Consider the following 12437-nt stretch of genomic DNA (forward strand, 5'->3'; position numbering starts at 1 on the left):
TTTTGATTCTTCTTTGAAGTAAGAAGAGTTTTTAAGAAAGAATATAATCCTTGTTCATCGTACGGATAAAATCTCTCTTGATCGACTTAGGGCAAACGGCCTCGCACTCGTATTGATTTGTGCAATTCCCGAATCCTTCCTTGTCCATCGCGTTGATCATCTTTTTCACGCGGTCTTTTTGTTCCACTTTTCCTTGTGGTAAAAGACCGAGGTGAGTGATTTTCGCGGAAACGAACAACATCGCACTCGCGTTTTTACAAGATGCAACACAGGCCCCGCATCCGATACAAGTCGCCGCGTCCATGGAAACGTCCGCGTCTACTTTAGGAATCGGTAATGCGTTTGCGTCCGGCGCTCCTCCGGTATTGATGCTGATGAATCCTCCGGATTGGATGATTCTATCAAACGCGCTTCTGTCAACGACAAGGTCCTTGAGAACAGGGAACGCTTTCGCTCTCCACGGTTCCACATAAACGGTATCTCCGTCTTTGAAGGAACGCATGTGAAGTTGGCAAGTAGTAACACCTTGGTGCGGTCCATGAGCCTGTCCGTTGATCATCAGGTTGCAAGATCCGCAAATTCCTTCGCGGCAATCGTGTTCAAACGCGATCGGCTCTTCTCCCTTTGTGATGATCTCTTCGTTGACTACGTCCAACATTTCCAGGAATGACATGTTCGGGGAAACGTCTTTCGCGTCGTAATCGACCATCTTTCCCTTGTCTTCGCCGCTCTTTTGTCTCCAGACTTTGAGTTTCAGATCCATTATTTATAACTCCTTGTTGCGAGGTGAACGTTTTCGAACTCGAGTTTTTCTCTGTGTTCGGTAGGTTTTTTGTCGACTCCGTTGAATTCCCAAGCGGTCGCGTGACAGAACTTGTCGTCGTTCCGTTTTGCTTCGCCTTCTTCTTGGTATTCTTCACGGAAGTGACCTCCGCAGGATTCTTCTCTTGTGAGTGCATCGAGGCAAAGAAGTTCTCCGAATTCCAAGAAGTCGGCGACTCTTCCCGCTTTTTCCAGGGATTGATTGAGATCGTTTCCGCTACCGGGAACGTTTACGTTCTGCCAGAATTCTTCTCTGATCTTAGGAATTTCGGCTAACGCTTCTTTCAGACCCTTGTCGTTACGCGCCATTCCGCATTTGTCCCACATCAGTTTTCCGAGTTGTCTATGAAAAGAATCCACGGTTCTTTTTCCTTTGATGGAAAGAAATTTTTTCGTAGTTTCTTCCGCGTCGGAAAGCGCCTTCTTTGCTTCCGGATGATCGTCGCTCGGACGGGAACCGAATCCTGCACCCGCAAGATAGTTGCCGATCGTATAAGGAAGAATGAAATATCCGTCCGCGAGTCCTTGCATCAACGCAGAAGCTCCAAGACGGTTCGCACCGTGATCGGAGAAGTTCGCTTCACCGATTACGAAAAGACCGGGCAGGTTGCTCATCAGGTTGTAATCCACCCAAAGACCGCCCATCGTATAGTGAACCGCAGGATAAATTCTCATCGGTTGTTTGTAAGGATTCTCACCGGTGATTTGTTCGTACATCTGAAAGAGGTTTTCGTAACGGTCGCGGATTTTCGGTTCGCCGAGACGTTTGATGGAATCCGCGAAGTCTAGATACACACCCTGGCCGGATTCTCCCACGCCCAGTCCCGCATCACAGGCTTCTTTAGCCGCACGAGATGCGATATCACGTGGAGAAAGGTTTCCGTAACTCGGATACTTTCTTTCGAGATAATAATCTCTTTCCGATTCCGGGATGTCCGCAGGACCGCGAGTGTCGCCTTTCTTTTTCGGAACCCAGATTCTTCCGTCGTTTCGAAGAGACTCGGACATCAGAGTGAGTTTGGATTGATGATCTCCCGATACTGGAATACAGGTCGGGTGAATCTGCGTATAACATGGGTTTGCGAAGAACGCGCCTTTTTTGTGGGCCTTCCAAGTTGCGGTTACGTTACAACCTTTCGCGTTTGTGGAAAGGAAGAATACGTTTCCGTATCCGCCGGTTCCGAGCACGACCGCATCGGCCATGTGAGTCGAAAGTTTTCCGGTTACGAGATCGCGAACCACGATTCCTTTTGCGTGACCGTCCACAACGATCAGTTCCACCATCTCCGTTCTAGGATACATCTTCACTGCGCCGAGACCTATCTGACGGGAAAGAGCAGAATACGCTCCGAGTAAAAGCTGTTGTCCGGTTTGACCTTTTGCGTAGAAAGTTCTGGAAACCTGAGCGCCGCCGAAGGAACGGTTGGAAAGATGTCCGCCGTATTCTCTTGCGAATGGAACTCCTTGAGCCACACACTGATCGATGATGTTCACCGAAACTTCTGCGAGACGATGAACGTTCGCTTCTCTTGCGCGGAAGTCTCCACCCTTAACGGTGTCGTAGAACAATCTATGAACGGAGTCGCCGTCGTTTTGATAATTCTTAGCCGCGTTGATTCCCCCTTGAGCCGCGATACTGTGCGCTCTACGAGGGCTGTCTTGAAAACAGAATGTTTTAACATTGTAACCGAGTTCTGCGAGAGTCGCGGAAGCAGAAGCTCCTGCAAGACCGGAACCGACTACGATGATGTTGAATTTTCTTTTGTTAGCGGGGTTGACCAACTTGATGTCGGCCTTGTGATTGGACCATTTTTGTTCAATCGAGCCGCTTGGAATTTTAGAATCTAAACTCATGAAAGTTGTTTCTCCAAAAAATTACGGATGAACGTATCCCAGCCAAATTGAAAGCGGGATGGAAGTGTTGCCGATAAAAATGATCAGGGCGAAAAAAATCGCTCCGGCTTTGATCTTTCCGCTCAGTTCCGGGGTGCTGAGTCCGAGTGTTTGAAACACACTGGCAACACCGTGGCTGATATGAGAAGCAAGCAATAACATCGCGAAGATGTAAGAACCCGCTACAATCGGATTTTGAAAACCGAGAATCACCATCGTAAAAACGTCGTGTCTACCTTTGGAATCCGTCATCGCAAAATGATCCGGATTGGTGACGCCTAACGTAAAGTGGAGAAGGTGATAGACAATAAAGGAAAAAATTAAAAGTCCCGTTAGTGCCATGGTTCTGGAAGCGAGAGTCGCCTGAACCGTGTTCTTCTTCGCGTAAGCAACCGGGCGAGCCTGTTTGTTTTCGATTGTGAGTTTTATCGCATAGTAAACGTGTATGATAAAGCTTACGATCAGAATGATTCTGGCAACCCAGAGAAGAGGTTCAATATCCCTAAGTGATTGGCCGTATGCGTTGATTTTTTCTTGTCCTAGGAAGATCTGAAGATTTCCCAACATATGAACAACCACAAAGCCGAAATAAACGAGTCCTGTCCCTGCCACGAGAGTTTTTCTCCCGATGGAAGACCGGAGATATCCAGCCTTAAAATCCATTACATTTTCTCCTGTTTGTTTGGTGGAAAGAATTCATCGAAAAATTAGAATGATTCGAAAAAGATGGGTTAAAGCCCACTTTCTATAAATTAGGGTAAAAAAGCGAGTTGGGACGAAAAGCATTTTTATTCGGTAGGGAAAAAATTGATGCCGGAACTTGAATGTTATTAAGATTCTTTCTCAATTAGAAAATCAAGAAGTGAAAACCCGCTCGCTTGAGAATTTTGTGCGTCGCGTAACGGGCGTTTTTTGTAAGATCCAAAGGATAAAATCATGACTCAATCCGATCCATTCCAAGTTCTTTATCAGAAAGACATACTGAAAGGAACATCCGATGTCCGAGCTACGAAAGAATATTCGGAAAATTCTCCCTTAAGCAGAAATGTCGCGGACAAAGATAAGAATTTGAATCCGTATTTCGAATTTAGAGGAAGAATACTTTCTCGAATCGCGTTCGGTTGTTACAGAGTCGGACTCGAATCACCCGAACACGAAAACGCGATGGAATTTTCGTTTACCGAAGGATTCAACGTAATCGATACTTCTTCGAATTACGGAAACGGAGAAAGCGAAAGTTTAGTCGGCAAGGTTCTTCGAAAAAAAATCGGTAAGGGAGAATGGAAACGCGAAAACGTTTTTATCGTTACAAAGGCCGGTTATATCCAGGGAAGAAACATGCAGATCGTAAACGATCTCGAAAAAGAGAACCGTGAATTTCCGGAGATCACGTACTATTCCGAAGGTTGTTATCATTGTATTCATCCTTCTTTTTTAGAGGATCAACTCGAACGTTCTCTCAAACGGATGGGTTTGGAAACCGTGGATGTGTTTCTGCTCCACAACCCGGAATACTTTCTGATGGACCGTGAGAAGCATAACGTTCCTAAGGAAAAAGCCGCGGAACAATATTACGAAAGGATCAAGAACGCGTTTCGTTTTCTGGAACAAAAAAGAAAGGAAGGTAAAATCGTTTACTACGGAATTTCCTCCAATACGTTTCCGGAAGATCCGGAAAAATATACCGCCACTTCGCTTAACAAAATTCTGAAAATCGCAAAGGAAATCCAAGACGAATTGGGTTTAAAGGAATCCGGTTTTGCGGTCGTTCAGTTTCCCGGTAATCTTTTGGAGAGCGGTTTTTTGGACCCGAAGTTCGACGGAAAAAATCTGATCTCCATCATTCGAGAGAACGGACTTTTACCTCTCGTCAATCGTCCGTTAAACGCGATCTCCGGTGTCGGAAGTATTCGCAGGCTTGCGTATGACCCTACGAAAAAAAGCGAGGACGTTCTCAAACATCTCAAGGAAGAATTGAACTCCATCTACGAACGGGAACGAACGTTGCTTTCGATCTTAGCGCAAGGTTCTTACAAATATACGTTTCGAAGCGTAACCGAACCGTATTTGGATCAGTTTCAAAATCAGGATCACCTCAATCAATTTTTGGAAAGGACCGTGATTCCGATCGTGCAGGAACTCGTTTCTCAGGTCGAAAAAGTCGGCGGTTTGGAATCTCAAACCGAATACATAGAAGTTTTGAATCGCGCCCTTCCGATTTTGGAACAGTATGTCTTTCAGAAAAACATCCAGGACAAAAGCGAACTCTATGAGAAAATCATAATGTACTATCCTCAGTATAAGGGATGGAATCTTTCTGCGATCGCTTTGCATTTGCTCCATTCTTCCTTGGGAGAAGGTGTTGTTCTGCTTGGTATGAGAAGAATCGAATACGTTCAAGACGCGATTCGTTCCTTTGCGGCTCCGGCGAGTGAGATTCAACCGAAGGATTGGAAACGTTTTGAAGTTTGACCCGGAAATCGTAGAACTTTTCGAACACATATCCGCTACGAACGATCCCGAACTTACGATCGACTTCGCTTATCAAAACGCGGAACGATTATTTCACGAGGGAAAATATTTCGAAGCGCACGAGGTTTTGGAGTTTCAGTGGAAAAAGGATTTTGGACCGAGAAAAACTTTTTTGCAGGGACTCATACAACTTTCGGTTTCGCTTCATAAAATCTACGTTAAACCGAACGGACGAGGTTCGAGAATGCAGGCCGAAAAAGCGAAGGAAAAACTGGAAACCGTTCTTCATTCGTCCGCATTGAACGGACTCGGCAAAAAAGTAACGTTAGACCTCATTACCGATTTGGAAGAAATTTTGACTCTCTTCGACGGAGACGAACTTCATCCCGAAAGAGTTTCTGCTTTCAGAATTCCGAGGATTCCGAAAGACTGGCGGGAATTATTCAGGGGCTGACATGGGCGAAATCGAAAACGGTTTTTTTCAATCCGGCGGATACAATCTTTCCTATAAGATTCACAGGAACGACAAAAAGGAAGCGATTCTTCTTTTTCACGGATTTCAGGACGCTTCGGATACGTTTCTCTATCAGTTTCCGTTTCTATCGGAACATTTCGATATATATCGATTTGATTATAGAGGTCACGGAGATTCCGATTGGCTTCGGGAAGGGAATTATCATTTCATCCAAACTCTCGTCGACGTAAAAACCTTTATCTCGAAATTTCTACCGGAAAAGTTTCATATCCTGGGTCATTCTATGGGAGGAGGAATCGGAGCTCGTTTCGCCGGAATTTATCCGGAAAGAATCAAGACCGTCGTTTGTCTGGAAGGTTTTATGTCGATCCAGTCTCCCGAGTTTGAAAAAAAACGTCTGAAAGCTTGGCTTGATACGTTGGAGAACAACGAAGTCGGAACCAAGGATCGGAAGAATAAAAGTTTTTCGAGTCTCGACGAACTGACTCTTCGTCTAAAACCGATTTATCCAAGATTGGATCTCGAGAAAGTTCGCGACTTGGCCGCATATCTTTCCAAAAAAACCGATTCCGGTTTTCAATGGAAAAACGATCCTCTTTACAAGAGGGGTTTTCCTTTCGTATTTTCTCCGTATCTTACGAGAAATCTTTGGGAATCCATCGTGTCTCCCACCATGATCGTCTACGGAAAAGAAACACATCTGATGCCGGAGAATCGAGAGGAGATTCTTTCCCATTTTAAATTTTTGGAATACGTTGAGATGGAAAACGCGGGTCACAATATGCACCACGATCAACCCGAAAAATTAAAAGAATTGTTAAGCGAATTCTACGGACGACACGGATTTCTTTCCAAAGCATAAACCCGATCGGACCGATTCCAAACTCGGTCGGTTTCGTTTAACAGTTCGCTTAGTATTTACGCGGTTCACCTCGAAAAAAACGGGGATTTAGCCGTATCCATTCGTCGATTCAATTACAATTCGTCTCCGAGAACAAAAAGTTATTGATAACGGCGATCGAATTGCGTTATGATCCTGTTGAAAAGAATTTCCCGAAGTTTCTACGCGAAAATCGAGGATTCTTTTTTCAAAAATTCCGACGGAGTTTTTTTTGAAGAACAAAACCGCTTCCTCATTTCGATCGATTCTCATCTTACTCGTTTTCTTCTCCGTTCCTCTTTGGAGCGCTCAGACCATTCTTTTGAAGAACGGATCTTCCATCAAAGGGGACGTCACCGGACAAAACGAAAAGACTCTCACCGTTCGGACGGCGGACGGGGTGCAGACGATTTCAAAAAGAAGTATTCTTAAGGTGATCTACAAAGACGTAAACGAAGAGGAAGCAAAGAGAATTCGTCAAGAGGAAGAGACTAAAATTCGAGAAGCGAAATCGGCCGAAGAAAAAAAGAAAATCGAAGAGGAAGCGATCGTCCAAAAACCAGATTCGAAAATTTCCGGAACGAGAAGTCGATGGAGTCTTGTTTGGAGATCCGCGGTTCTTCCCGGCTGGGGACATTACAAAGCCGAACGAAAGAAAACGGCTATAGTGTATGGGACCTTATTTTGGGGCGGGGTAGTCGCCACCGCATTTGCTTCGCAACAGATCGGACAAAAAAAATCCGAATACGAAAGTTCAACTCTGATCGCTCAGGCTTCCGGTAACTTGGCCTTCGGAGAATTCTACGTAAGCGGAAAACGTACGGAGTATAAAAAATCAATCCAAGACTATCAGAATATCGCCGCGGGAACCGCGTTGATCTATCTGATTCAACTGACTCATTCTTATTTTACCGGAATCTCTTGGGAACAGGAGGAAGTCGCTTTAACGCCGGAAGGTTCCGTTCTCAGGAAAGGGGTTCAACTGGATTCCATGAGGGAATCGAACCTGATGAATCCGAACTCGACCAACTCCTTGGGATGGAGAGCGGAAGCGCGTTACAACTGGTTTTTTTAAGGAATTGCTTATGAAACGATATTATTCTATTCTAATGTTACTTCTTCTTTTGAACTGTTATAAGTTTCAAGAGAGCGCTCTCGATCCGACCGGAACTTTCAGCATTCTTCGCACCCTTTTTTCCGGGACGACCGGCTACACGAATTTTATGATGAATCAATATTCTTCGTTTAAAGGCGCGGGATTGGATATCTACATTTCATACGTAAAAAGAAACTTCGGCGCGGACAGTCCCAACAATCGAATCGATCTGATCATCGCTGACGGACAGGCCACGAAGATGATTCCGACTAACGTGCCTATGACCGGATCACAGATCACCAGTATGGTCGGATACGGTTATACTGCGGGTAACGCAACCAACAAGTTCGCGATTCTTTTTGAAGTGAACGATTTGGGCGTGTATCAGTATTACTATTGGGTCGGCTCGACACTTCCATCGGCAGGAAGTACTATGACTTTTACAAAGTTTACGGCGCCGGTTGCAGGTGTACCAATCGTAGGTTTCGGACCGTTTAACGTAGGCGCCGTGGAAAAACTTGCCTTCTGTCAAAAGTTGGGAGCGAGCACTCCGACCTGTTATAACACGAACAGCGATTTTACGAACTTACAAACTGTCACTGGTCCGGTTCCGACCTCTTGTACGACCGTGTACAACAACGGTTCCGTGGGTTGGTGTTTGGATGCGATCGTAGGAAGCAGTTATCCGTTTTATTCTACGAACGGTGGAGTCGCGGCATTCGCCGGACCAGCTTCCATTACTCTTGTTTCCAACTTTAGATCGGGTGCGTATTCGAATTCGGGTCTGAGCAGTTTTTTTATTTCTCCGATCGGAACCGAATCGCATTACGTCGAACACGGAACCGGAACCTTGAGAATCACTTCCACATTCGGAGATTTGACTTCGTTAGGAGCTTTGAATTCTCCCGGAAACTCGTATCAACAAGTGATCCCGATGTCCGCGATCGCTAGCACCGATAGTATCTATCCAGTTCGCGGTTTTGTAAACGGAAGCTTTTCGTATCTAACGTTTATCGCAAACGGAATCGGTGGAAGTAGTACCCCGTATGCGTTTAAGAGTAACGACTTGGGAGCCACATGGACCCAACTCAGTCAGACGCTTCTTCCTTTACCGGCGCCCGGGTATCCGATGGATCCCGTCCCGAGTTTGACATCCGCGCTTGGTTTTTTTGCGACGAGTACGGGCGGGGATAAACTGCATAACTTCGTGAATATCGAAGGCGACGGTTTGAAACGTTACGCGTCCGTAGACAACGGAGCAACTTGGACCCTGCAGGAATCGATTCCGCTCACTTCCGAATAATTTTTTTTTGTCTCATCAAGAAAAAAAAGCTTGTACTTTCCCACGTACTCCTAGAACATCCTTTCAACAATTTTAAGGATGTTTCCATGCAAGAACAGGGTGCAAAGTTTAAGAGTCAGTTAGAAAGATACATTAACTACCGCGGGATCGATATTGTCCTGCATCTCAAAGACGGTTCTCGTGTGGAATTGGATCGTAATCGTAAAATGGTAGGCGAACAGATCGTCTATTTCCCTTCTAAGAACCTTTCTAGCGCGGTCGAACTCACAAGTATCAGCCGCGCGGAATTTTTCGTAGCGTAAAAAGCGACCAAAGAAGTCGATTAGGAACCGTTTCGTTTCGAAACACGGACGGTTCCTAAAAATTAGAGAATTAGAATGTTCTAATTCTCTAATTTAACGACCCAGGTCGAGTAAAGTTCCGCCACCAAGTCGCCTTCTTCATCGTAGGCCTTGGAAACGAGCTTTACGACGGAACGTTTTTGATCCGTAATCTCGCTGGTTACCTTCAAACTGCCGCCCAATACTTTTTTTAGGTATTTGATTTCAGCCGCGGCGGTCGCCATAAACTTATACTGCAAATCCGACGCGCGAATCCAAGAAGCCATCGCCGCGCCCGCGGAACTGTCCATAGCCGCAAAAAGCGCGCCACCGTGAACGATCTTGACCGGATTGAAAAAGGAATCGTCTACCGTAAGTTCATACTCGCTTTTCCCTCCGCTTGCGGAGATGATTTTGTATCCGATCTTACTGGAGAATCTGTCTTCTGCTTGAAAATACTCGGTGAACTCTTTCGTGTTCGCTTCCGGCATAGATGAGAATGGGTTCATATACGATAAAGTTTTTTATCGAAGAATTTTCTGTCAATCCTAGGTTTTCAAAATGGTAGCAAGCTCTTCTTAGAAGGGAATATACGATACTTGGATTGCAACAAACTGCAAATTATTAGTTTGACATCAAAATTTTAAAACATGGATGAAGAAGATGGAAACACGTCAAAACGTTCGGTTCTTATAAAAGATTCTGATTTTTTAAAATTCGATTGTGAGTTGTAGTTTCTTTCCGAGTTTTTGAAACAAGGAAAGAAACCGCGGAACACTTACGGAAGAACGTTATGCGTTCTTTTTTATATTTTTTAGGAAAGGTCTCGGATCAAATCTTCTATCTCTTGAACCTTGTTGAAATCTCTTTCGGTATAGTTCAAATAGAGATCGTATTCGGAGCCGGAGATTTTTTCACAACGGATTACTTTGACCGGGATCTGGATCGCTCCGGATAGACTGATCGTTCCGAGTTTCAACTCCAAAACGGTTCCCGGTTCTACGGGAGAATCCGTTCTATGGAGTAGACCTTTCAGAATATTCTCAGCCAGCCGAAGACTCTGATCGGCCAATTCGCTCAGATAGACGGTGATTGTGTTTGGGATTCTGCTATAGTGCATGGCACAATGATAGAGAATCCCATTCGATACGATCAAGCAAAATTCAAAAATTTCTTTCTTAGGACAATGTTTTTTATATTACATTTCCATTATATTTGCATTTTGGCAAATCGCTTTACGTTAGGGCAGATTGTTCAGTAAAGAATCCGGGTTTTGATCGAAAACGGGTGTTTTTCGATTTTTTCCTTCAACTCGTCTCCCACGGATTTATCGATCACCATCGAAAGATAACCGATCTCCGCGCTGGTACCTAAGTGCTGAGAGCTGATATTCGCTCCGATTTCGGAAACCATGGAGTTGATGTCCTTCAAAAACCCGGGTTGGTTTTTATGAACGTTCAAAATTCTATACTGACCGGATGGCAAAGGTGTGATTTCCAAATTCGGAAAATTTACGGAGAACGTTGTCGAACCGTTGTTTACAAACTTGAGCAGTTTGCTCGCTACTTCGGAACCGATATTCTTTTGAGCTTCTTCGGTACTTCCTCCGATATGCGGAGTTAAGATCACGTTAGGCAGGTTTTGCATCGGCGTTAAGAACGGATCGTTGTTGGATTCGGGTTCTTCCGGAAACACGTCGATTCCCGCGCCCGCGATATGACCGGACTTGATCGCCTCGGCCAGCGCTTCCAGATCGACAACCTTTCCTCGGGAAAGATTGATCATATAAGCGCCTTTTTTTGTGACTTCGATTTCCTTTTTTCCGTAGAGATTCGTAGTCTGCGGAGTTTCGGGAACGTGAAACGAGATAAAGTCCGAGTTTCTTAAAAGTTCCTGATAACTTTCCACGGGGGTGGCGTTTCCAAGAGGAAGAACTGTCTGAACGTCGAAGTAGATGACCTTCATTCCCATCGCTTCCGCAAGAACGGAAACCTGACTTCCGATATGACCGTAACCTACGATTCCGATCGTCTTTCCTCGAACCTCGAAACAGTTTTTGGAAATTTTATTCCAGATTCCGGAATGTGTATTTCGAATGTGATCGGGAACCCTTCTTGCGAGCATGATGACTTCCGAGATCACAAGTTCCGCAACGGAACGGGTATTGGAGTAAGGTGCGTTGAAAACCGGAATTCCTTTTTTTTCGGATTCGAAAAGATTCACTTGGTTGGTCCCGATACAAAAACAACCGATGGTTAGAAGTCGTTTCGCTTTTTCCAAAACCGGCGCGGTTATATTGGTTTTGCTTCGGATTCCCAAAACGTGAACGTTTTCAATTTCACTCAAGAGCTCTTTTTCCGAAAAAGCCGCAGGAAGAAGACGGACGTTAAAACCGTCTTTCTTGAACATGTTGAACGCGTCTTGGTGGACGTTTTCGAGAAGGAGGACGTTGATCTTATCTTTTGGAAATGAAATCATAGGTACCTAACCAAGGTTTCAAGAGTGCGATTCTCTGAAAATTGAATTTTTCCTCCACGGTTCTTCGCGGAAGAATCCGAAGGAATTTTCTTTCAAAACCAAGGTAGGCTGGAAAAACTGGGGGAAAACTCTCTCGGGGGAGCCTTTGAAGATTTTATTTTTATCCCTTCTTCTTTGTGTCGTTTCGTTTATGGGAATCGGGTGTTCTGGCGATTCAATCCGACAAACCCCGGAACCGGCTCTCGAACAGGTATTATTCCATTCCGATCCCTTATGTCCTGGATTTCATCTTTTCTGCTCGACCGGGGATACGAAGTCCCTGAGCTTTCGCGGAGTATTCAAAAATCCGAGTTCCGAAAAGACTCTCTATTTGGATTATTTTTTGAGTTCCTTCGAGGTCAGTTTCCCGATCGGAGTTTCCTTAAAACTGGACGGAACCTGGTTCAATCTACGGAAAGTGGGAACGGATTATTCAGATTCCATGAGAATTTCTTCCCTGGTTCCGCCGGACGTTGCGGACAAAATTGCGAACGCGAAGGAAATTACGTTCAGCTTTTCTTCTCGGGAAAAAACTACGAACCAGACTTTTTCCTCGGGTGAAACCGCCAAATTTCAAGCTCTTCTAAAATCCATGCGCGAAAAAGTGGATTCTCAATCAAAATTGAATATTCTGAATCTTTAATGTTTTGATTCGGAAA

General features: G+C 44.8%; 13 protein-coding genes. 7 read left to right on the top strand and 6 right to left on the bottom strand.

The annotated features are described in order from the left end of the window. Positions 1–31: 31 nt before the first annotated feature. Genes CH367_RS14350 through CH367_RS14360 form a run of 3 tightly spaced genes read right to left on the bottom strand, consistent with a single transcriptional unit; the run spans position 32 to position 3378 of the window. Positions 32–763: a succinate dehydrogenase/fumarate reductase iron-sulfur subunit gene (locus CH367_RS14350; RefSeq protein WP_100763191.1), complete on the bottom strand. Its 732-nt coding sequence runs from the start codon at positions 761–763 to the stop codon at positions 32–34. Further along, on the bottom strand, positions 763–2676 hold the full coding sequence (locus tag CH367_RS14355; protein WP_100763192.1) for a fumarate reductase/succinate dehydrogenase flavoprotein subunit: 1914 nt from the start codon (positions 2674–2676) through the stop codon (positions 763–765). Before CH367_RS14355 ends, CH367_RS14350 begins: the two co-directional genes overlap by 1 nt. A gap of 21 nt (positions 2677–2697) precedes the next feature. Continuing rightward, positions 2698–3378, bottom strand: coding sequence for a succinate:quinone oxidoreductase (locus tag CH367_RS14360; protein ID WP_100763193.1), 681 nt, complete (start codon positions 3376–3378; stop codon positions 2698–2700). A 273-nt stretch (positions 3379–3651) separates the two neighbouring features. On the opposite strand from CH367_RS14360, the gene CH367_RS14365 reads away from it, so the two are divergent. From CH367_RS14365 to CH367_RS14390, 6 genes are all read left to right on the top strand, one after another. Next, complete coding sequence (locus tag CH367_RS14365; RefSeq protein WP_100763194.1) at positions 3652–5187, top strand: aldo/keto reductase; 1536 nt, start codon at positions 3652–3654, stop codon at positions 5185–5187. Beyond that, positions 5177–5641, top strand: coding sequence for a DUF309 domain-containing protein (locus CH367_RS14370; protein WP_100763195.1), 465 nt, complete (start codon positions 5177–5179; stop codon positions 5639–5641). Before CH367_RS14365 ends, CH367_RS14370 begins: the two co-directional genes overlap by 11 nt. A gap of 1 nt (position 5642) precedes the next feature. Further along, positions 5643–6524: an alpha/beta fold hydrolase gene (locus CH367_RS14375; protein ID WP_100763196.1), complete on the top strand. Its 882-nt coding sequence runs from the start codon at positions 5643–5645 to the stop codon at positions 6522–6524. A 232-nt stretch (positions 6525–6756) separates the two neighbouring features. After that, on the top strand, positions 6757–7617 hold the full coding sequence (locus CH367_RS14380) for an LA_0442/LA_0875 N-terminal domain-containing protein (protein ID WP_100763197.1): 861 nt from the start codon (positions 6757–6759) through the stop codon (positions 7615–7617). A gap of 10 nt (positions 7618–7627) precedes the next feature. Then, on the top strand, positions 7628–8941 hold the full coding sequence (locus CH367_RS14385; protein WP_165783299.1) for an LIC11996 family lipoprotein: 1314 nt from the start codon (positions 7628–7630) through the stop codon (positions 8939–8941). 86 nt (positions 8942–9027) lie between these two features. Next, complete coding sequence (locus CH367_RS14390; RefSeq protein ID WP_100763323.1) at positions 9028–9243, top strand: hypothetical protein; 216 nt, start codon at positions 9028–9030, stop codon at positions 9241–9243. Between the two features lie 80 nt (positions 9244–9323). On the opposite strand, the gene CH367_RS14395 is transcribed toward CH367_RS14390, so the two are convergent. The 3 genes from CH367_RS14395 to serA all read right to left on the bottom strand — a co-directional run bounded on the left by CH367_RS14395 (position 9324) and on the right by serA (position 11739). Beyond that, complete coding sequence (locus tag CH367_RS14395; protein ID WP_165783306.1) at positions 9324–9752, bottom strand: PaaI family thioesterase; 429 nt, start codon at positions 9750–9752, stop codon at positions 9324–9326. A 323-nt stretch (positions 9753–10075) separates the two neighbouring features. Next, the gene (locus CH367_RS14400) at positions 10076–10381 is read right to left on the bottom strand and encodes a PilZ domain-containing protein (RefSeq protein ID WP_100763199.1); all 306 of its coding nucleotides are present in this window, start codon (positions 10379–10381) and stop codon (positions 10076–10078) included. A 134-nt stretch (positions 10382–10515) separates the two neighbouring features. Further along, entirely contained in the window at positions 10516–11739 is a 1224-nt protein-coding gene (gene serA / locus CH367_RS14405) for a phosphoglycerate dehydrogenase (protein ID WP_100763200.1), read from the bottom strand. A 145-nt stretch (positions 11740–11884) separates the two neighbouring features. On the opposite strand from serA, the gene CH367_RS14410 reads away from it, so the two are divergent. After that, a complete protein-coding gene (locus CH367_RS14410) occupies positions 11885–12421 on the top strand; it encodes a hypothetical protein (protein ID WP_165783300.1) in 537 nt (178 codons plus the stop codon). Positions 12422–12437: the final 16 nt, after the last annotated feature.

This window comes from Leptospira barantonii (assembly GCF_002811925.1).
GTDB lineage: Bacteria > Spirochaetota > Leptospiria > Leptospirales > Leptospiraceae > Leptospira > Leptospira barantonii.